Here is a 21,103-nt window from a genome sequence, read left to right on the forward strand (position 1 = left end):
CGCCTCATCGGGGACTGGATCCACTTCTACAACCACCGGCGCCCGCATCAGGCGCTGAACATGAGGACTCCCGCTGAGGCGTTTGCATTAGCGGCATGACCTGAGCAGGTTCTGCTGGGTCAATACACCGAGGCCGACAGCGAGCCGGGCCGCTGGCGAGCACGCAGTGCTAGCCGCAGCGTGACGCTGAACTGCACGGACGGCACAAGCTCTGCTGACCCGCCCAGGGAACGTCAGCTGTGCGTGGCCGCAAGGCCATGACGATGGAGCCCTAGCGCCCCACCCATCCCTGCACCACCAACCACACCGGCAAGCTGACCATCCCCAGCAGCGTCGACAGCGTGATCAGCCCCGCCACGAAGGGCCCGTTGCCCCCCATGCGCACGGCCAGCACATAGGCGCTCGACGCCGTCGGCAAGGCCGCGAAGGCCATCAGCATCGAGGCTTGCGCCGGGGGCAGCGCGAGCACATGGATCAGCGCCAGCGCCACCAGTGGCAGCGCCGCATGCCGGATGAAGAGCAGGGCACCGGCCAGCCCGGGGGCATCGCGCAGGGCGCCGAAGCGCAGGCCTGCGCCCACAGCCATCAGGCCCAGGGGCAGGGCGGCCACGCCGATCTTCTGCAGGCTGACGGCCGCCGGCTCGGGCAGACGCAGGCCGCTGAGGTTGGCGACAAGCCCCAGCACCGTCGAGACGATCAGCGGATTGCGCACCAGCTCCTTCAGATAACCGTGGCCGCCGTGCCGGGCCAGTGGCCACACCGCCGCCACATTGGCCAGCGGCACGCACAGCGCGATCAGCAGGGCGATCCAGGCCACGCCCTGCGCGCCCTGCAGCCGCTCGGCCAGGGCCAGCGCCACGAAGGAATTGAAACGGAAGGCCACCTGGGCGCCCGAGGCATGGTTCTGCGCATGCACGCCCGGCCACAGCCGCAGGGCATAGGACAACAGCACGCCGCTGAGCAGCACGGCCACGCCGGCACCGGCCAGGGCCAGGGTCTCGCCCGGGCGCAGCTGGCTGCGCGAGATGGAGTTGAACAGCAGCACCGGGAACAGCAGGTAGTACACCAGGCGCTCCACGCTGCTCCACACCGGGCGGTCCAGTGAGGTGTAGCGGCACAGCACGAAGCCGACGACGATCAGCAGGAAGTCGGGGAGCAGGAGCAGCAGGTCGGGCATGGACGGAGTGTGCCAGCGCCGCCTTGATAGCGGTCTTGCGATGGGGCGTTGAGTAGGAGGGGCGGGATCCACCTCAGGCGGGCTGTATGTTCGTGCCGCCATGTTCGCGCCGCCATGGGCGGGACAAACGTGCGTGCACAGCCAAAACCGTGTGTGCATAGTCGCGAGCATGCACGGGGCTGCATGTGCTGGCGGCGAGCGGGGCGCCGTATCATTCGTTACATCTACCCGGCCTTCCGCGCTTGCCCATGAGCCCCATCAACGACAGCACTGACGCCTACGCCCAGACCCGCTTTCCCCTGCACGGCCGGGTGCAGATCGTGGGCGAGTGGCCCTTTCTGCTGAACCATTCGGAAGGCCCCTTCAACAAGGAGCTGGTCCTGGCCCTGGGGCAGTTGCTGGCGGCGCAGATTCCGGCGCTGCAGGCGCGGGGGCCCTGGGTGATGCTGGCCATCATCGGCTACAGCACCCTGGCCACTGACGAGGCGCTGCAGACCTTCGCCGGAATGCTGCAGCGGCTGTCGGCAACCGGCCTGGCGCCAAGAGCTGTTGCCCATGTGACGTCGCCGGAGGTCGAGGGTGCCGGCCTCATGGATGAGGCCATTGCCCGCTGCTTCGATACGGCCGGGATTCCCTTCGCCAGCTTTAGCGAAGAGGCGCCGGCAAGGGATTGGCTGCAAAGCCAGTTGGGCAGCGACTGAGCGCCGTGCGAACGGCCTGCCCGAGACCTGCCTGAAGACCCGGCCCGCGTGCCGCGAGCTGGCATAGACTGGCATCTCCCTTCAGCCGGTACTCGAGAGGAGACCCATGACCCGTCGCACGATTCTCAAGCACATTCCCCTGGCCCTGGCGACCTTGGCCGCACCGGGCATGGTCCTGGCCCAGGCCTATCCGAGCAAGCCGGTCAAGCTGGTCGTGCCCTTCGCGCCGGGTGGCACCACGGATATCGTGGCCCGCGTGGTGGCCGAAAAGATCAACGGGCCCCTGGGCCAGACCATGATCGTGGAGAACAAGGCCGGCGGCGGCGGCAAGGTGGGCGCCAACGAGACGGCCAAGTCGGCGCCGGACGGCTATTCCCTCGGCATGGCCACGGTATCGACCACGGCGGCCAATCCGGCCATCGACCCCAAGATCCCCTACAACCCGCTGACGGACTTCACGCCCATCATCAATGTGGCCGCCACGCCCAATGTGATCGCGGTGCACCCCAGCTTCCCGGCCCGCGACTACAAGGGCTTCGTGGCTGAGCTCAAGAAGAACCCCGGCAAGTACAGCTATGCGACCTCGGGCACGGGCGGCATCGGCCACCTGCAGATGGAGCTGTACAAGTCCCTGGCCGGGGTATTCGTGCTGCACATCCCCTACCGCGGCGCGGGCCCGGCCCTCAATGACACGGTGGCCGGGCAGGTGCCCATGATCTTCGACAACCTGCCCTCGGCGCTGCCCTTCATCAAGGACGGCCGGCTGATACCCATCGTCGTGGCCGCGCCTCAGCGCCTGGCTCAGCTGCCCCAGGTGCCCACCTTCAAGGAGGTCGGCCTGGAGCCGGTGAACCGCATGGCCTACTACGGCATCTACGGTCCCAAGGGCCTGCCCAAGGAGGTGGTGGACAAGGTCAGCACGGCCGTCAAGAAGACGCTGGAGATGCCCGATGTGCGCAAGCGCATCGAGGACACTGGCGCCCTGATCGTGGCCAACACGCCTGAGCAGTTCGCCGCGCAGATCAAGGCCGAGTACGAGGTCTACAAGAAAGTCGTCGAGACCCAGAAGCTGAAGCTGGACTGAGCCCCGTCCGTGCCGCGCGCCCGCCAGACCCCTGTGCCTGCGCCCGCTGGCCCGCCGGCCAGCAGCGCAAGGCGGGCCAGCGCGCAGGCGGCTGAGCTCTTCCTGGAGGCGCTGTGGCTGGAGGACGGCCTCTCTACGGCCACCCGCCAGGCCTATGGCCGTGACCTGGCCCTGCTGGCCGACTGGCTGGACGCCGAACGGGGCCGCTGCATCGACGAGGCCAGCCAGGCCGACCTGCAGGCCTACATCAGCGCCCGTCATGAGGGCAGCAAACCCAGCAGCGCCAACCGGCGCCTGAGCGTCTTCAAACGCTACTTCCGCTGGGCACTTCGTGAAGGCCGGCTGAGGCAAGACCCGACCCTGCAGCTGCTGCCCTCGCACCGCCTGCAGCGCAGCATCAAGACCCTCAGCCAGGCCCAGGTCGAGGCCCTGCTGCAGGCGCCGGATGTGGACGAGGCCCTGGGCCTGCGCGACCGCGCCATGCTGGAACTGATGTATGCCAGCGGCCTGCGCGTCAGCGAGCTGGTGGAGTTGAAGACCCTGCATGTGGGTCTCAAGGAAGCGGCCATGCGGGTGATGGGCAAGGGCAGCAAGGAGCGCCTGCTGCCCTTTGGCGAAGAGGCCCGGGACTGGCTGCTGCGCTATCTGCGTGAGGCCCGGCCCCAGCTGGCCGCCGGCAAGCAGCCCGAGGCGCTGTTCCTCAACCGCTACGGCGAGGCGCTCAGCCGGCAGATGTTCTGGCGGCTGGTGAAGAAGTATGCGCTGCAGGCTGGCATCCGCCAGAGCATTTCGCCGCACACGCTGCGCCATGCCTTTGCGACCCACCTGTTGAACCATGGGGCCGATCTGCGTGCCGTGCAGTTGCTGCTGGGTCATGCCGACCTCTCCACCACGCAGATCTACACCCACGTGGCCCGCGAGCGCCTCAAGGCCCTGCACGCCCAGCACCACCCGCGGGGCTGAGCGCTGAGGTCTGGGGTGGGGTCAGGTCTTGCCTGCCGCCTGAACCGCCGCCCGCAAGCCGCTCAGCGCACAGGCAGCGGGGAGGGCGGCTTGATCTCCTCCAGGCAGATCATGGAGCGCACGTCGGCCACGCCAGGCAGCTGCATCAGCTTGTCGGTCAGGAACTGAGAGAGGGATTTCAGATCGGCCGCCACCACCTTGAGCAGATAGTCGCAGTCGCCCGAGACCGTGTGGCATTCCAGGATCTCGGGGAAGGCCTTGAGCAGGGTCTCGATGTCCCGGACCCGCACAAAGGCCTGAGCCTCGATGTTGAGGCTCACGAAGGCCGTCACGCCCAAGCCCAGGGACTGCGGGTCCACCTCGGCACGGTAGCCACGCAGCACGCCGCGTTCCTCCAGCGCCCGGACCCGACGAAAGCACTGCGGGGCCGACAGCTGCACCCGCGCGGCCAGGTCCACATTGGCAATGCGGCCCTCGCGCTGGAGGATCTCGACGATGCGGGCGTCCAGGGTATCGAGCGGGGCGTGGGACATGTCTGGCATGGGATGAAAGCACGGGCTGGCCCGCATGATCGCAGGCCGCTTCGCGTGAGGATGGCACGCGAGCTAATGGTTAACCCGTGGTCCGCAGACCGAACTCGCGGACAATGGCGCCCCATGGACCACAGCTTTCTCTCCGCCCTGATCCTGCTCCTGCTGGTGCTGGATCCGCTGGGCAGCCTTCCCATCTTCATCCCCATCATGCGCGCCGTGCCCAAGGAGCGGCGCGTCAAGGTGGCCGTGCGCGAGGTCGGCATCGCCTTCCTGGTGCTCTTCGCATTCATGTTCCTGGGCGACGGCTTCCTGCGCGTCATGCACCTGTCCGAGCGCTCGCTGGAGGTGGCCGGCGGCGTGATCCTGCTGATCATCGCGATGCGCATGATCTTCGGCAGCTCCGGCGAATCGGCCTACGGCGTGGAGCCGGGCCGCGAGCCCCTGATCTTTCCGCTGGCCGTGCCGCTGCTCGCCGGGCCGTCCGCCATGGCGACGGTGCTGCTGCTGGCCTCGCGCCAGCCGGACCGCATCATGGAATGGGTGGGCGCCCTGACCGCCGCCATGCTGATCTCCGGCCTGACCCTGGTCCTGGCGGACCGCATCCGCAAGCTGCTGGGCGACTCGGTGGTCTCGGCCATTGAGAAGCTGATGGGGCTGGTGCTGACCGCCATTGCCGTGGAAATGGTGCTGGCGGGCCTGAAGCGCTATTTCATCGGCGGGCTGTGAGCCTGTCTGGCCCATGAGAAAAGCCGGCTGATGGCGACATCAGCCGGCTTTGTCATTGCGGCGGCAAGCCTACTTTTTTGCATCCTGCTGCAGCGCCCTCAGCACCGCCTCGTTCGGATCCTCAGCCGCCCCGCTGGCGGACGAGGCCGGCGCACTTGCCGCCTCCGGTGCGAAGAGCTTGCTGGCGTCGTCCGAGCTGAGCTCGTCCTTGCCCTTGTCCTGATCCTTGCCGGTGTCCATGCCCTGCAGCAGCTGCGTGGCCTGGTCCATGTCCACGACCTTGGCCTTGTCGAGGAAGGCCGTCACGGTGACGGGGAAGAAGATGACGATGGCCACCAGGATCAGCTGCATCAGCACCCAGGGGATGGAGCCCATGTAGATGTCGCTGGACTCCACCTTCCTGGGCAGGGAACCCTGCTTGAAGAGCGTGTCCGAGATGCCGCGCAGATAGAACAGGGCGAAGCCGAAGGGCGGGTGCATGAAGCTGGTCTGCATGTTCACGCACAGCATCACGCCGAACCAGACGAGGTCGATGCCCATCTTGTCCGCCACCGGGCCCAGCAGGGGCAGGATGATGAAGGCGATCTCGAAGAAGTCCAGGAAGAAGGCCAGGAAGAAGATGAAGATGTTGACCACCACCAGGAAGCCGATCTGGCCGCCAGGCAGCGTGGATAGCATGTGCTCGATCCAGTGACCGCCCTCGACGCCCTGGAACACCAGGGAGAAGGTGCGCGATCCGATCAGGATGAAGACCACCATGGCCGTGATGCGCATGGTGCCCATCATGGTGCCCTTGACCAGCGGCCAGTTCAGACGGCCATGCATGGCGGCCAGCACGAAGGCGCCCACCGCGCCCATGGCGCCGGCTTCGGTCGGGGTGCAGATGGCAGTGTTGATGCCCGGCAGGCCGCCCATGGAGCCCAGCACGGCGAAGATCAGCACCGCGGAGGGCACGATGCCGCGCAGGCACTTGCGCCACAACGCCCAACCCTGAAGGGTCCGCGCTTCCTTGGGCACGCCGGGCACATGGTCCGGCTTGATGCGGGACAGCGCGAAGGTGTAGAGCGCGAAGATCAGCACCTGCAGGATGGAGGGGCCCCAGGCGCCCTTGTACATGTCGCCCACGGGCTTGCCGAGTTGGTCGGCCAGCACCACCAGCACCAGGGAGGGGGGCACCAGCTGCGTGATGGTGCCTGAGGCGGCCAGCACGCCGGTGGCGTAGCGCATGTTGTAGCCGTAGCGCATCATCACCGGCAGCGAGATCATGGCCATGGCGATCACCTGGCCGGCCACGGTGCCGGTGATGGCGCCGAGGATGAAGCCCACGATGATCACCGAGTAGCCCAGGCCGCCGCGGATGGGGCCGAAGAGCTGGCCCATGGAATCGAGCATGTCTTCGGCCAGGCCGCATTTCTCCAGCAGCGCGCCCATCAGGGTGAAGAAGGGGATGGCCAGCAGCAGGTCGTTGCTGAGGATGCCGAACACGTTCTGCGGCAGCGCCGCCATGAATTCCGGCGGGAACCAGCCCTGGCTGATGGCGAAGAGGCCGCAGCCCAAGCCCAGGGCCGCCAGCGAGAAGGCCACGGGGAAGCCGATCAGCATGATGATGATCAGCCCCGCGAACATCAGGGGCGGGAATTGCTCCATGCTGATCATTGCAGGGGCCTCTCGTAGTGCGTGTCCATGTTGTAGCGGTGGCCGAGCCAGCCAATGCGCTTGATGATCTCGGCCACGCCCTGCAGCCAGACCAGGGCGAAGCCCAGGGGCAGCATCAGCACGGCGGGCCAGCGGATCAGACCGCCGGCGTTGCTGGAGACCTCACCGCTGACCAGCAGCTTGTGCACATAAGCCAGGAAGCCCAGGCTGGCGATGCTGTCGTCCGGCCGCATGCCGGTGGTGAGCTTGCCCATGAAGAGACCCCAGGACAGCCAGGCCATGTAGCCGATCACCGGCAGCAGGAAGACGGTGATGCCGAAGAGGTCCACCAACACCTTGCTCTTGCCGCTGAGGCGGCTGTAGATCAGGTCCACCCGCACATGCTCGTTGATGCGCAGGACCTGGGCAGCGCCCAGCATCACGCAGGCGGCGAACAGGTACCACTGGATCTCGAGGAAGGCGTTCGAGCTGTAGTCGAAGGTGTAGCGGACGACGGCGTTGGCCGCACTGATGAGGCAGGACAGCAGCACGGCCCATTCGGCGAGCACGCCGAACCGGTCGTTGAGTCTGTCGATGGCCTCCGCAAAGGCAATCAAGGCGTTCATGGGCAGTTCCTGGAGCAAAGGGTAGGGCGGTGGGCCCTGCCAGCTTGGTCCGGACTGTATCGATTGCCCGCTGAACGCTGCCTGAATTCGACGCCGGATGAGGGTAAGCCCCGAGCAGGCGAGGCGCGTACCCTCTGCCCGGGTTCAGCCCTGGGTGGCTGCCACGTAGAGCTTGGTGCAGCGCGCACCCGAGCGGCAGAAGGCCAGCACGGGGCCGGGCAGGGTGGTCAGCAACTCGCGGAAGGCGGCGATCTCTTCGGGCGACTGATAACCGCCTGCCACTGGCAGGTGTGCGTACTGCAGGCCGGCTGCCGCCGCAGCAGCCGCCACGCTGGCGCTGCTGGGCTGCTCGGGGCCCCCCTCGCCGTCGGGGCGGTTGTTGATCACGCTGCGGAAACCGGCCGCTGCGGCCTCGGCCATGGCTGCGGGCTCCAACTGCGGGGCGACGGCGAAGTCGGGCGTCAGGCGATTGAGCGGCAGGGTCATGGTTCGAGGCTCCGAGTGGTGATGGCGGATGATGCTAGCGGGATCAGGGCGCCAGGGCCTTCTTGACCGCGGCAGACACCAGTCCCATGTCGGCCTTGCCGGCCAACTGGGTCTTGACTGCGGCCATCACCTTGCCCATGTCGCCTGGGCCCTTGGCACCGAGCTCGGCCACGATGGCGGCCACGGCGGACTGGATCTCGGCCTCACTGAGGCGGGCCGGCAGGTAGGCTTCCAGCACCACGACTTCGGCGGCTTCCTTGTCGGCCAGGTCCTGGCGGGCAGCGGCGGTGTACTGGGCGATGGCGTCCTTGCGCTGCTTGATGAGCTTATCGACGATGCCAACCAGCATCACGTCATCCACGTCCACGCGCTCATCGACTTCCTTCTGCTTGACGGCGGCCAGCAGCATGCGGATGGTCGAGAGCCGGTCGGCTTCCTTGGCGCGCATGGCGGCCTTCATGTCTTCGGTGATGCGTTCTTTGAGCGTCATGATGAGCAATCAGTGATAAGGCTGGACGTCAGGGCTGGATTCCGCCCCGAAATGGAAAAAGCCCGCGACAGCGTCCTGCGCGGGCTTTGTTGAAGAGGCAAGCCTCTTCAGCAGCGTGGACGCCTGACGGCGCCAGAAAACGAGAAGCTCAGCGAGAAGCTCAGTACAGCTTCTTGGGCAGCTGCATGCTGCGAACGCGCTTGTAGTGACGCTTGACGGCGGCGGCCTTCTTGCGCTTGCGCTCGGCAGTGGGCTTTTCGTAGAACTCACGAGCACGCAGCTCGGTGAGCAGGCCCAGCTTTTCGATGGTGCGCTTGAAGCGGCGCAGGGCCACGTCGAACGGCTCGTTTTCTTTGACGCGAATGGTGGTCATGAAGCAATAGTTCCTTCAAGGTGCGCTCGGTGTTCGCCTGAGCTGGTCAAACCAGGATTGGCTTGACAGCTCTGAAGCGGAAGTATCCGGAGTCCGCTTCCGAATCGACGCGCGGGTTTGCTAGCAAAGACAGGGATTATAGCCACAGATTTGCCAGTTCGCCAAGATGGTGTCCGAGGGCGTTTCAGGCAGCCACAGCGCCGGTGTCCAGCGACTGTTGGCGGGCCAGCACGCCTTGCGCGCAGGCATGGGCGCTGGCCCAGGCCCACTGGAAGTTGTAGCCGCCCAGCCAGCCGGTCACGTCCACCACCTCGCCGATGAAGAACAGGCCCGGCTGGCGCCGACTTTCCAGGGTCTGGGAACTGAGTTCGCGGGTGCTGACACCGCCCCGCATCACCTCGGCCTTCTTCCAGCCTTCGTCGCCGGCGGGCGTGAGCTGCCACTGCTTGAGGCTGCGGGCGAGGGTCTCGAGGTCCCTGTCCTTGCAGTCGGCCAGGGGGCGGCTGCCGTCCAGACCCTGCTGTTTGAGCCAGGTCTGAGCCAGGCGGGCCGGCATCCATTCGCCCAGCGCATTGCCCAGCTGCTTGCGGCTGTGGGCCTTGGCTTCGCGCAGGGCGCCGGCCAGATCCAGGGCGGGCAGGAGGTCGATCTCGATGCCATGGCCGGGCTGCCAGTAGCTGGAGATCTGCAGGATGGCCGGACCGCTGAGCCCGCGGTGTGTGAAAAGCAGGTCCTCCAGAAAGCGGGTGCGCTGCTTGCCCTGCCCGGTGCTGACCGCCACTTCCAGCGAGAGGCCGGCCAGCTCGGCGAAGGGCGCCCAGCTATCGGCGGAGAAAGTCAAGGGGACGAGGGCGGGGCGCGGCGTGACCAGCTCATGGCCGAACTGCCGGGCCAGGCGCAAGCCGAAGTCACTGGCGCCGATCTTGGGCACGGGCAGGCCGCCGCAGGCCACCACAAGGGAATGCGCGCGGACAGGCCCCTGGCTGGTCTCCAGCTCGAAGCCCTGGTCCAGGGCATGGACGGCAGCTACCGTGCAGGGCTGCCAGCGCTGCACGCCCCCGGCCTCGCACTCGTCTTTCAGCATCTGGATGATGCGCTCGCTACCTTCGTCACAGAACAATTGGCCGCGATGCTTCTCATGGAAGCCGATGCCATGCTTCTGCAACAGGGCCATGAAGTCCTGCGGTGTGTAGCGCGCCAGAGCCGAGCGGCAGAAGTGGGGGTTCTCGGAGAGGTAATTGCCGGGCCCGGCTTCGCGGTTGGTGAAGTTACATCGCCCGCCACCGGAAATGCGGATCTTCTCCGCCAGGCGCGGCGCATGATCGATCAGCAGGGCCCGCAGGCCCAACTGGCCGGCCTGGGCTGCGCAGAAGAGGCCGGCAGCACCGGCGCCGATGATGATGAGGTCAAAGTCAGGCGTGGCAGGCATGGAGCAGGGCGAGGCGCGGCAGGAGGATGCCGGGGCAGGGCTTGTGGGGCGGATGAAGGCGAAAGAACGCGAATGGAGTCGAATCGATGAGTGGTCCCGCGGACCCCCATGGATCGAATCGGGACGCGGGCCCCGCATTCTCGCCGCAAGAGGCCCATAACCTGCCAAGGGATGGGGCCAGTGGCCCGCAGCGGCAGGATCGGGGCCGCCCCTGACGAGTAGGATGACCCAAATAGGGGGCAGGCGTCGCCGCCAAGCGGTCTGGTTTTGGCTACCATGCGCGGAGCAATCACAGGCCGACAGCGACAGGCCGACAGCACCCGTCCACGCAAGGGATGGGATGCTCGCCCGGTACGTGCCCTGCCAGGGGTGCTCACGGGCCGGCGCGAGGGAGCATCGGAAAGAAGCAAGAAGGCTTTCAAGGCATGGACATTCAATCGGCGATCGCACAGGGCATGGCAGGACGCCCGGGCAGCTTGCAGGACTGGCTGCAGTCGCAAGGCCTGTCCGACGGCGGTGCTGCCGGGGCCCTGCTGAGCCTGGCTGAGCCGCTGGGGGGCTTTCTGGCGGTCAAGTCCCTGGCCACCGGCCGTTATGTCTATGCCAGCGCCGGCCTGGATCGCCTCTTCGAGCGCACGGAATCTTCCCTGGTCGGCAGCAGTGACGTGGACCTCATGCGCGGCGACGAAGTCCAGGCCATGCGCCGGGTTGAGCAGGCTGTCATGGCGCAGCGCAATGTGGTGGTCAGCGAGCACCGGCTGGAGCTGGGCGGCCGCCGCCGCGATTTCATGGTGACGCGCGTACCCCTGGGGGCTGATCACATCATGTCGATGTGGTCCGAGCGTACCGAGGAGAAGCACCGCGAGTCGCACCTCCAGCGCGCGCTGCAGCAGATCGAGCAGCAGCAGAAATCCATGGAAATGCTGCGCCGAGAGTCCGAGAAGGGCAGTGGCCGGGATGACACCTCGGGACTCTACCTGCGGGCGCAGTTCGACGACCAACTGCTGCGCGAGATCGACCTCTCCACCCGCGAGCACCGCGAATTCGCCCTGGTGCTGATTTCGCTGGATCCCTTGCCGGCCGAGGTCCAGCACCTGCGGGACGAGGCTCAGCAGCGCATGCTGGAAGGCCTGGGCCGCATGCTGCGCGCCAACACGCGTGCCATGGATGCGGCCTGCCGGGTAGGCGAGCAGCTGTTTGCCGTGCTGCTGTCGGGCGTTGGGCTGGCCACCGCCCACGCCCGCATGGAGCAGCTGCGCAGGCAATGCGTGACCCAGATCATCGTGGTGCAGGGCCTGGACCTGCATCTGTCGCTGTCCATGGGTGTTGCCAGCTTCCCGCATACTGCCTCCCGCCAGGAGGATCTGCTGGAGGCGGCGCAGTCCGCCATCCAGGAGGCCCAGCGTCGCGGCGGCAACCAGGTGGTGCTGGCGCCGATTCCCTTTGGCAGCCAGCCCTGAACGGGCTGTCGGTGCCCGCATCGCCAACCGGCACCGGCAGCCTCAGGCGCTGGCCTTGTCCAGCAGGGCCATCACGGCCCGCCATTCCTCGGGGCTGACCGGCGTGATGGACAGGCGATTGCCGGCCTGCAGCACGCGCATGCTGGCCAGGCTCGCCTGCTGGCGCATCTCGGCCAGGCCCATCAGGCGGGTCTTGCAGACGAAGCGCACATCAACATGCAGCCAGCGCGGCGCTTCCGGCTTGGATTTGGGGTCGAAATAGGGGCTGGTAGGGTCGAACTGGCTGGCGTCTGTGTAAGCCGAACGGCTCACCTCACCAATGCCGGCAATGCCCGGCTGAGGGCAGGAGGAGTGATAGAAGAGCACCCCATCACCCGGCTGCATGGCGTCACGCATGAAATTGCGGGCCTGGTAGTTGCGTACGCCGATCCAGGGCACGGTCTGCGCGGGGGCGGCAGCCAGGTCGTCGATGGAGCACTCGTCCGGCTCCGACTTCATCAGCCAGTAGTTCATGGGCAGAAGCACTGCACTCGGGGGGGGCTGGTGTGCGGTAGGCCGAGTGAAGGGGCGTAGAGGGCGCAAGCCGGTGCGACCCGGGCGAGGGGCTGCGCCTGGCAAGAAGAGGGTGTCCGCCGCGAGCCGTGAGCCGCATTCCTGAACCCAGGGGATTCAGGTGGGCGAGGTCAGCAAGACTTCGGGTTCATCTGACGCGAGACGATCACACCAGCCAGGCGATGTTCCAAGCCCATGCTCAAAGAGCATCGGTTCAAGGAAATATAAGACTCACGCGAACGCAACGGACGGGCCCATTCTAGGGCCTCGCCGGCCAGTCTCAGAGCAGTTGCCCATCCTGGGCAAGGGCTTCGTCGAGACGTTTGATGAGCCCTTCGAGATCGGATACCGTGCCGTCCTGCGTGCCCGGGGTGCTGGCACGGGTCGCAGGCTGCTCGGCGAGCTGGTAAGCCAGGTTCAAGGCGGCCAGCACGGCGATGCGCTCCCGAGCCTTGATGCGGCCGGCATCCCGGATGCCACACATCTCGCGATCGACCTGGGCCACCGCCTTGCTCAGCGCGGCCTCGCCGCCTTCAGGGCAGCCCAGCAGATAGCTCTGGCCCATGATGGTCACTTCCATCTGCTTCATGGCGCGTTCTTCTCCGATTCCAGCGGCAGACGATCCAGCAGGGCGTCGATGCGGGCCCTGGCGGCGTTGAGACGGGAGCGCATGCCATCGCGCTCCTGGGTCAGGGCGCGAACCTGCTCCTCGAGCAGGGCGTTGGTGCGGGTCAGCTCGTCGTGACGCAGGAGGAGCCTCTCCACCCGGTCAACTAGGTCGGTGATGCTTGGCATGGCTGGCTGGGACGATCTCGCCTACTGATGATGCGGCATTGTAGGGGCGGCGGGCGCTCAGGGCAGGCTGCGGCCCAGGTCGCAATCCACGCGCACACTGCAGCGCTCGCACATCGGGCGGCGGGCCTGGCAGACGTAGCGGCCATGCAGGATCAGCCAGTGATGGGCATCAACCATGAACTCGGCCGGCACTCGGCGCAGCAGGCCCTGCTCGACGGCCAGCGGCGTCTTGCCTGGCGCCAGTCCGGTGCGGTTGCCGACGCGGAAGATGTGCGTGTCCACAGCCATCGTGGGCTCGCCGAAGGCGACGTTGAGCACCACATTGGCCGTCTTGCGGCCCACGCCGGGCAGGGCCTCCAGGGCCTCGCGGCTGCGCGGCACCTGGCCACCGTGCTGCTCCACGAGGAGGCGGCAGGTGCTGATGAGGTTCTTGGCCTTGTTGCGGTACAGGCCTATGGTCTTGATGGCGTCGGCCAGGCCCTCCTCGCCCAGGGCCAGGACCTTGGCCGGTGTGTTGGCCCGGGCAAAGAGCTTGCGGGTGGCCTTGTTGACACCGACGTCCGTGGCCTGGGCCGAGAGCAGCACGGCGGCCAGGCATTCAAAGACGCTGCTGTACTCCAGCTCGCTCTGAGGCGAAGGGTTGGCCGTGCGCAGGGTCTGGAAGAAGTGCAGGACTTGGGCGTCATTCATGGCGTGATTGTGGTTCAAACGGGGGTCCGAACCGGGTCGCCTCGGCGAGAATGCGCCACGCGTTCGCCCCGGGACGCCACGTCATCCTCCAGCCGCATGAGTTCCGCTCCGATCAACGCCATCCCGATATCGCCCGCCAGCCCGCTACGCAGCGCCGCCGGCGCTCGCCCCTGGCTCTGGCTGCTGGCCGTGGCCGTGCTGCTGCGGCTGCTGAGCCTGCCCCTGATGGCCCTCACGGACCACACCGAGGCCCGCTATGCCGAGATCGCCCGGCTCATGGTGCAGTTGGGCGACTGGGTCAGCCCCCATGTCACGCCCGGCGAGGTCTTCTGGGCCAAGCCGCCTCTATCGACCTGGAGCCAGGCCCTGTTGATGGAGCTGTTCGGCGTCAATGAATGGTCGGGCCGCCTGGCGGCCTGGGGCTGGGCACTCCTGGGCCTATGGAGCCTGGACTGGATGCTGCGCGCCAGCCTGGCATCGGTCCAGCGGGCTGCGGCCCTGACGGCGCTGATGCTGTGCCCCATGTACTTCATCTGTGCCGGCGCCGTGATGACCGATGCCACGCTGATGGCCACGGTGCTGCTTGTGCAGGCCGCCTGGTGGCGGGCGGTGACGGCGCCCGATGCCGCCGCTGCACGCCGCGCCGGCCGCGTCCTGGCGTTTGGCCTGGGCCTGGCCCTGCTCACCAAGGGGCCGGCCGCAGGCGTGCTGGCCTTGCTGCCGCCGGTGCTGCACGCACTGTGGCGCGGGCACTGGGCGGTGGTCGGCCGCATCCTCAAGGACCCGCTGGCCTGGCTGATCTGGCTGGGCCTGACCCTGCCTTGGTATGCCTGGGCCGAGCAGCGCACACCCGGCTTCCTACAGTACTTCCTGCTGGGTGAGCATGTGATGCGCTTCCTGCAGCCTGGCTGGAAGGGGGACCGCTACGGCTTCGCCCATGCCCAGCCCATCGGCATGATCTGGCTGTTCGTGCTGGTCTCGGCCCTGCCCTGGATTCTGCACGGGCTGGCCGCCTGGCTGGGCGGGCGCCGAGCCGGGACGCCGGCACCCGAGCGGCTCGGCCGCGATCTCTGGGCCTATGCGCTGTGCATCACGGCTGCGCCGCTGCTGCTGTTCAGCGCGGCCCGCAACATCATCCCCACCTACGCGGTCACCGCGCTGCCCGGCGTGGTGCTGCTGTGGCTCGCCCAGGTGGATGCCCAGCGCCTGGGCGCGGCACGGCACTGGGGTGCCGGCCTAATCGTGCTGCTGCTGACGGCCTTGGGCTTCCTTTGGCTGGGTCCGAAGGAAGCCCTGCGAGCCTCCGACCGCGAGCTGATCCGTGCCTACGAGAAGGCCTGCGGCGCGCAGGCCTGGACCGCTGCCTGTGGTTTGGAGTACGCCAGCAAGCCGGACCACTCAGCCTTTTTCTACAGTGCGGGCCGTCTCTATGCGCAGCCGGAGCATGCGGTCGTGCGCTACCAGGTCCTGGACCGGGATACCCAGCGCCCGCACGGCGACGCGCTGGCCTGCAACAAGCATCTGTGCCTCTATGTCGCTCCCTGAGAATTCCTCCACGCCTCGTGCTCTCAAACCCCTGACGGCTCGTGGGCGGCCACAGCTGCTGTCGGTGGTGATGCCGGCCTTCAACGAGGCGCGCAACCTGTCGTGGCTGCTGCCCAGGCTGGTCGAGGAGCTGGGGCCCCACGCCGAGGCCCTAGAGCTGATGGTCATCGACGACGGCAGCCGTGACGACACCGTGATGGTCGTGCAGGGGCTGATCCGCCAGGGCTTGCCGGTGCGCCTGTTGCGCTTGTCGCGCAACTTCGGCAAGGAGGCTGCACTGACTGCCGGACTGGATGCGGTCGAGGGTGAGGTGGTGATCAGCATGGACTCCGACGGCCAACATCCCGTCAGCTGCGCGCTCAAGATGCTGGAGCGCTGGCGGGACGGCTATGACGTGGTCTACGGCGTGCAAAAAGGGCGGCGCGAGTCGCAGTCCTTCGCGCGGCGGGTCTACACCCGGACTTTCTACTGGCTGATGCAGAAGGGCTCGCGCTTCGAGCTTCCCGCCGACGCCGGTGACTTCCGTCTGCTGGACCGCGCCGTCGTGCTGGCTCTGCGCCAGTTGCCAGAGCGGGCCCGCTACATGAAGGGCCTGTTCGCCTGGGTGGGCTTCCCGGCGACAGGCATCGAGTTCGTGCCGGACGCGCGGGCCCACGGCGAGACCAGCTTCAACTTCATGCGCCTGCTGCAGCTGGCGGTGACGGGCATCACCGCCTTCTCCAAGGTGCCGCTGCGCGTGGTGTCGGCCCTGGGCATGGTGGTGTCCTTGATTTCGGTGGTGTTTGGCTTCTGGATCGTGTTCGAGAAAGTCTTCCTCGGCAACGAGATCTCAGGCTTCGCAACGTTGGCTGCCTCGATCACCTTCCTGGCGGGGGTGCAGCTGCTGTGCCTGGGCATCATCGCCGAGTATCTGGGCCGGGTCTTCGACGAGGTCAAGCGTCGCCCGCTGTACGTGACGCAAGACCTGACCCCCTCGCTGAAGCGGTCTGCGGATGCCGGTCCGGAGCCGCGCGCGTGAAGTCCCTGCTGTGGTTTGGCACCGTGGGTGCTTGCGCGGCGGCCGTGCATTTCTGCGTGGTCTGGTTACTGGTCGGAGCCTGGCAGTGGCCGGCGCTGGGGGCCAATGTGCTGGGCTTTCTGCTGGCCTTCGGAGTGAGCTTCGTCGGCCATCACCGCCTGACCTTTGCTGCGCAGCAGGCCCGGCGGCGGGATGCCCTGCCACGCTTCTTTGGCGTCGCGGTGCTGGGGTTCGCCTGCAATGAGATGCTCTATGCCTTGCTGCTGGAGCTGGGCGTGGAATACCGCCTGGCGCTGTTCGTCGTGTTGCTGGCCGTGGCGGCCATGACCTGGTGGCTGGGTCGGCACTGGGCTTTCAGGCGGCGCGGCGGAGCCTCGTCATGAGCCTGCGTCGCATCCAGATCTGCGCGGACGACTACGGCTTCGATCGCGCCATCAGCCAGGGCATCCTGGACACCATCGACGCGGGCGTGGTCAGCGCCACCAGCTGCATGGTGCTGTCGCCGGCCTGGCCGCACTGGGCACCGGCGCTGAAGGAAAGAGCCGGCTTGGCCGACCTGGGCCTGCACCTGGATCTCAACGAGTTCGCCCACTACGCTGCGCACAGCCTCAAGGGCTGGATCGTCGCGGCCTATCGCGGCGCCGTCCCCGCTTCCATGGCGCGCTCCTGGATCGATGCGCAGCTGGATACCTTCGAGAAGCGCCTGGGCCGGGCTCCGGACTATGTGGATGGCCACCAGCATCTGCACCAGTTGCCCGGCATCCGCGAGGCCCTGCTGCAGGCCCTGTGCGCTCGCTACGGCCATGCCTGTGCCTTGCGCATCACACGGTCGCGCCAATGGCGTGGTGCCAAGGCGGCCATCATCGGTGCCTTGGGCGCCGGTGCGCTGGCGGCAGGCGCCCGGGCCGAAGGATTGCGGGTCAACCGCGACTTTGCCGGTGTCTATGAGTTCCAGCCTGCGGCGGATTTCGCAGCGCTGCTGAGATGGTGGCTGGACCACCTGCCGGACGGCGGTCTGATGATGTGCCACCCGGGCCGCGCAGGTGTCACGGAAACACGTGCCGATGGCATCCGCGCAGCTCGGGTGCGCGAGCATGCCGTGCTGGCTGGCGGCCAGGGCAGGGCGCTGTTGCAGGCCCTGGGCATCCAGCCGGGGCGTTGCGCAGACTGGGATGTCGCCCGGGCCGACTGAAGCACACGGACGGCTTCGCGCAGCGTTCAGCCGTCGCGCTTGGCCCGTGCGCGTGCCAGCGCCGCCTCGATCACTGAGCGCTTGCGCTGCAGCTCCGCGTCGTCGGCCGGCTTGGTGAGCTCCGCCAGGTGGGCCAGCTTGTGCTGGGCCTTGGCGGCGAGGCGCTGCGCGTTCTCTTCGGCCTCGCGCTGTTCGCGCAAACGCTTGAAGCGGTAGCGCTCGCGGGCCTCCTGGGCCTGTGCCTCGCTCCATGCGGCCCAGCCACTGCGGCCGGGCGTCACATCCACCAGGGAGATGCAGTCCACGGGGCAGGCGGGCACGCAGAGCTCACAACCTGTGCATTGCTCCGCCACGATGGTGTGCATCAACTTGGGCGCGCCGGCGATGCAGTCCGCCGGGCAGGCCTTGATGCACAAGGTGCAGCCGATGCACCAAGCCTCGTCGATCACGGCCAGCTTGCGCGGGCCTTCCGCGCCATGCTCGACGCTCAGCGGCAGTGCCGGTCGGCCCGTGATGCGGGCCAGGCGTTCGACGCCCTCGGCACCGCCGGGCGGGCACTGGTTGACGCCGGCCTCGCCGCGCGCCATGGCCTCGGCGTAGGCGCGACAGTCCGGGTAGCCGCAGCGCGTGCATTGCGTCTGTGGCAGGGCTTGGTCGAGTTGATCGATCAGTGCGGCGGTCGAGGCGCTTGTTGTGGCGTTTGTGGCTGTCAAGGTCGGAAGCGGTGCAGCGTCAGGTCGTGGCTTTGCTGCGCGAGCGGGCGGCGGGGGGCTTGCTGCTCGTCGCGGTGGTGGCCGTCAGCGGGACTGCATCGTACTTCGCAATGAAGCTACGCACTTCGGGGTAGACCATCTCGCGCCAGCGGCGGCCCGAGAAGATGCCATAGTGGCCGGCGCCGATGGCATCGTAGTGATACTGATGGCTGCTTGGGATGCCGCTGCACAGCTCATGGGCTGCGCGGGTCTGGCCGGCGCCGGAGATGTCGTCCAACTCGCCTTCCACGGTCAGCAGGGCGGTGCCGCTGATGTCCTGCGGGCGCACCAGCTCCTCGCCGACCTGCCAGGTGCCATTGACCAGCGCGAAGTCCTGGAACACGGTCTTGATGGTGTCGAGGTAGTACTCGGCGGGCATGTCCAGCACGGCGTTGTACTCGTCGTAGAACTTGCGGTGGGCCTCGGCGCTATCGTCGTCGCCACGCACCAGGTCCAGAAAGTAGTCGTAGTGCGACGTCAGATGGCGGTCCGGGTTCATGGCCACGAAACCGGTGTGCTGCAGGAAGCCTGGATAGACTGCACGGCCGGCGCCGGGGAAGTTGGGCGGCACGCGGTAGATGACGTTGTTCTCAAACCAACTGTGGCTCTTGTTCATGGCCAGGTTGTTGACGGCGGTCGGGCTCTTGCGGGCGTCGATGGGGCCGCCCATCATGGTCATGGATCGCGGCGTGGGCTCGCCTCGCGAGGCCATCAGCGAGATGGCCGCCAGCACGGGCACGGTGGGCTGGCAGACCGAGATCACATGGGCCTGGTCGGCGCCCACGTGGCGGATGAACTCCTGCACGTAGTTGATGTAGTCGTCCAGGTGAAAGGGGCCTTCGTCCAGGGACACCATGCGGGCGTCTGTCCAGTCGGTGATGTAGACCTTGTGGTCGCGCAACAGGGACTTCACCGTGTCACGCAGCAGGGTGCTGTGATGGCCTGACAGCGGTGCGACCACCAGCACGGTCGGCTGTGTCTTCATCTTGGCCAGCACGGCCGGGTTGTCCGTGTAGCGCTTGAAGCGCAGCAGCCGGCAGAAGGGCCTCTCCAACGGGACCAACTCCTGCACCGCCACATCAACGCCATCCACGTCCACGCTGCGGATGTCGAACTCAGGCTTCTCGTAGTCCTTGGCCAGACGGTGCATCAGGTCCAGGCCGGCGGAGAAGCGCGCGGCCATGGGTGAGTGCGCGAAGGGCGACAGCGGGTGGCTGTAGAGCTTGGCGGCGGCGCTGGCGAACTCCGAGAACGGGCTCATCAGGGCGCGTTGGGTTTCGTAAAGCTGGTACAGCATGTGGGACCCCTTCCATGGCTGGCCGGCGCCGCGGGATGCGTGGGCTCGGCGTGGTGGCTTGGATGCCTGTGGAGCATCTTGCCTTGTTTTGTGCGTTGCAGCATTGTAGGGATGCAATGCTGACAGGCAGCTTGGTGAAATACCCCGCACAAACCCGGTATTTGCGCCATGACCGCCGTCACGGGGGCGAAAAAGGCGCCGCCGGTGACCCGGACGGCGCCTTGCGCGCGAGGGCGGGGAATCAGCCCTTGATGACTGCCGCCATCGCTGCCGCCACTGCCTTCAGGTTGCCGGGGTTCAGCGCGGCCACGCAGATGCGGCCGGAGTCCACGCCATAGATGCCGAACTCGCCGCGCAGGCGCTGCATTTGGGTGGCGTTGAGGCCGGAGTAGCTGAACATGCCCTTCTGGCGCGTCACGAAGCTGAGGTCCTGCTCGACGCCCGCGGCCTTCAGCTCGGTCACCAGGGCCTCGCGCATGGCGCGGATGCGGGTGCGCATGCCGGCCAGCTCTTCTTCCCACAGGGTGCGCAGGGCGGGGGTGGACAGCACGGTGGCCACGACCTGGGCGCCATGGGTGGGCGGGTTGCTGTAGTTGGTGCGGATCACGATCTTCAGCTGGCTCAGCACGCGGCCAGCTTCCTCACTGCTTGCGCAGACCACGCTCAGGGCGCCCACGCGCTCGCCGTACAGCGAGAAGCTCTTGGAGAAGCTGGTGGAAACGAAGAAGTCCAGGCCGGCGGCCAGGAACTGCTGGATCACGGCGCCGTCCTCGGCGATGCCTTCGCCGAAGCCCTGGTAGGCCATGTCCAGGAAGGGCACGAGGCCGCGGGCCTTGACCACCTCGACCACCTTCGCCCACTGGGCTGGCGTCAGGTCATAGCCCGTGGGGTTGTGGCAGCAGGCGTGCAGCACGACCACGGTGCCGGCCTCAGCGGCTTGCAGGTCGGCCAGCATGGCCTCGGCCTTGATGCCGCGGTGTTCGGCGTCATAGTAGGCATAGGTGTCGACCTGGAAGCCGGCATTGGTGAACAAGGCGCGGTGGTTCTCCCAACTGGGGTCGGAGATCAGCACGCAGGCGTCGGGGTTCAGGCGCTTGAGGAAGTCTGCGCCGATCTTCAGGCCGCCGGTGCCGCCCAGGGCCTGCACGGTGGCGACGCGCTTGCCCTTCACCACCTCGGAGTCAGCCCCGAAGACCAGGCCCTGCACGGCCAGGTCATAGGCGGCGATGCCGTCGATGGGCAGGTAGCCGCGCGCCTTGGGCGCTTCCAGCATCTGGTGCTCGGCCTGGGCCACACAGCGCAACAGGGGCAGCTTGCCGTTCTCGTCGTAATAGACGCCGACGCCGAGGTTCACCTTCTTGGGGTTGGTGTCGGCATTGAATTGCTCGTTGAGACCCAGGATGGGGTCGCGGGGGGCCATTTCGACGGCGGCGAACAAGGACATGGGGCTTTCCTGACAGGACGGTGGCATGAGGCTCGCGGGTGCTTCGCTGCGAGCGGAAGCGGTCTGCGCTACGCTGTCGGGTTCAAGGCGCTGCCAGACCCTGGAATTCTAGGGGCGGCCGGCGCCCAAGCTCAG

25 protein-coding genes are annotated in these 21,103 nt (G+C 67.2%); 10 read left to right on the plus strand and 15 right to left on the minus strand.

Annotation, left to right across the window (positions count from 1 at the left end; translation table 11 throughout):
- Nucleotides 1-6 precede the first annotated feature (6 nt).
- Nucleotides 7-99 (plus strand): integrase core domain-containing protein, encoded by a 93-nt coding sequence (locus H5407_RS11335; RefSeq protein ID WP_310737641.1) that lies wholly within the window; start codon nucleotides 7-9, stop codon nucleotides 97-99.
- 172 nt (nucleotides 100-271) lie between these two features.
- Here H5407_RS11335 and H5407_RS11340 read toward each other — a convergent pair whose 3' ends face one another.
- The gene (locus tag H5407_RS11340) at nucleotides 272-1,177 is read right to left on the minus strand and encodes an AEC family transporter (protein ID WP_183104563.1); all 906 of its coding nucleotides are present in this window, start codon (nucleotides 1,175-1,177) and stop codon (nucleotides 272-274) included.
- Nucleotides 1,178-1,425: 248 nt separating this feature from the next.
- On the opposite strand from H5407_RS11340, the gene H5407_RS11345 reads away from it, so the two are divergent.
- The 3 genes from H5407_RS11345 to xerD all read left to right on the plus strand — a co-directional run bounded on the left by H5407_RS11345 (nucleotide 1,426) and on the right by xerD (nucleotide 3,925).
- Nucleotides 1,426-1,878 (plus strand): hypothetical protein, encoded by a 453-nt coding sequence (locus H5407_RS11345; RefSeq protein ID WP_183104564.1) that lies wholly within the window; start codon nucleotides 1,426-1,428, stop codon nucleotides 1,876-1,878.
- Nucleotides 1,879-1,984: 106 nt separating this feature from the next.
- Nucleotides 1,985-2,962, plus strand: coding sequence for a tripartite tricarboxylate transporter substrate binding protein BugE (locus H5407_RS11350; protein ID WP_183104565.1), 978 nt, complete (start codon nucleotides 1,985-1,987; stop codon nucleotides 2,960-2,962).
- 33 nt (nucleotides 2,963-2,995) lie between these two features.
- Complete coding sequence (xerD, locus tag H5407_RS11355; protein ID WP_310737638.1) at nucleotides 2,996-3,925, plus strand: site-specific tyrosine recombinase XerD; 930 nt, start codon at nucleotides 2,996-2,998, stop codon at nucleotides 3,923-3,925.
- Nucleotides 3,926-3,987: 62 nt separating this feature from the next.
- Here the strand turns inward: xerD and H5407_RS11360 are convergent, their stop codons facing one another.
- A complete protein-coding gene (locus tag H5407_RS11360) occupies nucleotides 3,988-4,458 on the minus strand; it encodes an Lrp/AsnC family transcriptional regulator (protein ID WP_183104567.1) in 471 nt (156 codons plus the stop codon).
- A gap of 123 nt (nucleotides 4,459-4,581) precedes the next feature.
- On the opposite strand from H5407_RS11360, the gene H5407_RS11365 reads away from it, so the two are divergent.
- Nucleotides 4,582-5,184 (plus strand): MarC family protein, encoded by a 603-nt coding sequence (locus H5407_RS11365; protein WP_183104568.1) that lies wholly within the window; start codon nucleotides 4,582-4,584, stop codon nucleotides 5,182-5,184.
- A gap of 69 nt (nucleotides 5,185-5,253) precedes the next feature.
- Here the strand turns inward: H5407_RS11365 and H5407_RS11370 are convergent, their stop codons facing one another.
- The 6 genes from H5407_RS11370 to H5407_RS11395 all read right to left on the minus strand — a co-directional run bounded on the left by H5407_RS11370 (nucleotide 5,254) and on the right by H5407_RS11395 (nucleotide 10,223).
- Nucleotides 5,254-6,837, minus strand: coding sequence for a TRAP transporter large permease subunit (locus H5407_RS11370; RefSeq protein WP_183104687.1), 1,584 nt, complete (start codon nucleotides 6,835-6,837; stop codon nucleotides 5,254-5,256).
- Nucleotides 6,837-7,445, minus strand: coding sequence for a TRAP transporter small permease subunit (locus tag H5407_RS11375; RefSeq protein WP_183104569.1), 609 nt, complete (start codon nucleotides 7,443-7,445; stop codon nucleotides 6,837-6,839). The genes H5407_RS11370 and H5407_RS11375 overlap by 1 nt, the downstream gene beginning before the upstream one ends.
- 144 nt (nucleotides 7,446-7,589) lie before the next feature.
- Nucleotides 7,590-7,931 carry a TIGR01244 family sulfur transferase gene (locus tag H5407_RS11380; RefSeq protein ID WP_183104570.1) on the minus strand — a complete coding sequence of 114 codons (342 nt, stop codon included), beginning with the start codon at nucleotides 7,929-7,931 and terminating at the stop codon, nucleotides 7,590-7,592.
- Between the two features lie 43 nt (nucleotides 7,932-7,974).
- Nucleotides 7,975-8,421, minus strand: a complete 447-nt coding sequence (locus H5407_RS11385) for a GatB/YqeY domain-containing protein (RefSeq protein WP_183104571.1) — start codon at nucleotides 8,419-8,421, stop codon at nucleotides 7,975-7,977.
- Nucleotides 8,422-8,581: 160 nt separating this feature from the next.
- A complete protein-coding gene (gene rpsU / locus H5407_RS11390; protein WP_012346814.1) occupies nucleotides 8,582-8,794 on the minus strand; it encodes a 30S ribosomal protein S21 in 213 nt (70 codons plus the stop codon).
- Nucleotides 8,795-8,978: 184 nt separating this feature from the next.
- A complete protein-coding gene (locus H5407_RS11395; protein WP_183104572.1) occupies nucleotides 8,979-10,223 on the minus strand; it encodes an NAD(P)/FAD-dependent oxidoreductase in 1,245 nt (414 codons plus the stop codon).
- Between the two features lie 425 nt (nucleotides 10,224-10,648).
- Between H5407_RS11395 and H5407_RS11400 the strand changes: the two genes are divergently transcribed.
- Nucleotides 10,649-11,683 (plus strand): sensor domain-containing diguanylate cyclase, encoded by a 1,035-nt coding sequence (locus H5407_RS11400; RefSeq protein ID WP_183104573.1) that lies wholly within the window; start codon nucleotides 10,649-10,651, stop codon nucleotides 11,681-11,683.
- Between the two features lie 42 nt (nucleotides 11,684-11,725).
- Here H5407_RS11400 and H5407_RS11405 read toward each other — a convergent pair whose 3' ends face one another.
- From H5407_RS11405 to nth, 4 genes are all read right to left on the minus strand, one after another.
- The gene (locus tag H5407_RS11405; protein WP_183104574.1) at nucleotides 11,726-12,196 is read right to left on the minus strand and encodes an EVE domain-containing protein; all 471 of its coding nucleotides are present in this window, start codon (nucleotides 12,194-12,196) and stop codon (nucleotides 11,726-11,728) included.
- 319 nt (nucleotides 12,197-12,515) lie between these two features.
- Nucleotides 12,516-12,824, minus strand: coding sequence for a cell division protein ZapA (locus H5407_RS11410; RefSeq protein ID WP_183104575.1), 309 nt, complete (start codon nucleotides 12,822-12,824; stop codon nucleotides 12,516-12,518).
- On the minus strand, nucleotides 12,821-13,030 hold the full coding sequence (zapB, locus tag H5407_RS11415) for a cell division protein ZapB (RefSeq protein ID WP_183104576.1): 210 nt from the start codon (nucleotides 13,028-13,030) through the stop codon (nucleotides 12,821-12,823). The genes H5407_RS11410 and zapB overlap by 4 nt, the downstream gene beginning before the upstream one ends.
- A 57-nt stretch (nucleotides 13,031-13,087) precedes the next feature.
- Nucleotides 13,088-13,720 (minus strand): endonuclease III, encoded by a 633-nt coding sequence (gene nth / locus H5407_RS11420; RefSeq protein WP_183104577.1) that lies wholly within the window; start codon nucleotides 13,718-13,720, stop codon nucleotides 13,088-13,090.
- Between the two features lie 96 nt (nucleotides 13,721-13,816).
- On the opposite strand from nth, the gene H5407_RS11425 reads away from it, so the two are divergent.
- From H5407_RS11425 to H5407_RS11440, 4 genes are read left to right on the plus strand one after another with little or no spacing between them, the layout of a single operon-like run.
- Nucleotides 13,817-15,265 (plus strand): glycosyltransferase family 39 protein, encoded by a 1,449-nt coding sequence (locus H5407_RS11425; RefSeq protein WP_183104578.1) that lies wholly within the window; start codon nucleotides 13,817-13,819, stop codon nucleotides 15,263-15,265.
- A complete protein-coding gene (locus tag H5407_RS11430) occupies nucleotides 15,252-16,283 on the plus strand; it encodes a glycosyltransferase family 2 protein (RefSeq protein WP_183104579.1) in 1,032 nt (343 codons plus the stop codon). Before H5407_RS11425 ends, H5407_RS11430 begins: the two co-directional genes overlap by 14 nt.
- A complete protein-coding gene (locus H5407_RS11435) occupies nucleotides 16,280-16,666 on the plus strand; it encodes a GtrA family protein (RefSeq protein WP_183104580.1) in 387 nt (128 codons plus the stop codon). Before H5407_RS11430 ends, H5407_RS11435 begins: the two co-directional genes overlap by 4 nt.
- The gene (locus H5407_RS11440; protein WP_183104581.1) at nucleotides 16,663-17,475 is read left to right on the plus strand and encodes a ChbG/HpnK family deacetylase; all 813 of its coding nucleotides are present in this window, start codon (nucleotides 16,663-16,665) and stop codon (nucleotides 17,473-17,475) included. The genes H5407_RS11435 and H5407_RS11440 overlap by 4 nt, the downstream gene beginning before the upstream one ends.
- Nucleotides 17,476-17,501: 26 nt before the next feature.
- On the opposite strand, the gene rsxB is transcribed toward H5407_RS11440, so the two are convergent.
- From rsxB to H5407_RS11455, 3 genes are all read right to left on the minus strand, one after another.
- A complete protein-coding gene (gene rsxB, locus H5407_RS11445) occupies nucleotides 17,502-18,188 on the minus strand; it encodes an electron transport complex subunit RsxB (RefSeq protein ID WP_183104582.1) in 687 nt (228 codons plus the stop codon).
- Nucleotides 18,189-18,207: 19 nt separating this feature from the next.
- Entirely contained in the window at nucleotides 18,208-19,524 is a 1,317-nt protein-coding gene (locus tag H5407_RS11450; protein ID WP_183104583.1) for a polyhydroxyalkanoate depolymerase, read from the minus strand.
- A gap of 241 nt (nucleotides 19,525-19,765) precedes the next feature.
- Nucleotides 19,766-20,968 carry an amino acid aminotransferase gene (locus tag H5407_RS11455; RefSeq protein ID WP_183104584.1) on the minus strand — a complete coding sequence of 401 codons (1,203 nt, stop codon included), beginning with the start codon at nucleotides 20,966-20,968 and terminating at the stop codon, nucleotides 19,766-19,768.
- Nucleotides 20,969-21,103 lie beyond the last annotated feature (135 nt).

Origin of the sequence: Mitsuaria sp. WAJ17, assembly GCF_014174515.1 — a bacterium.
Lineage (GTDB): Bacteria > Pseudomonadota > Gammaproteobacteria > Burkholderiales > Burkholderiaceae_C > Roseateles_B.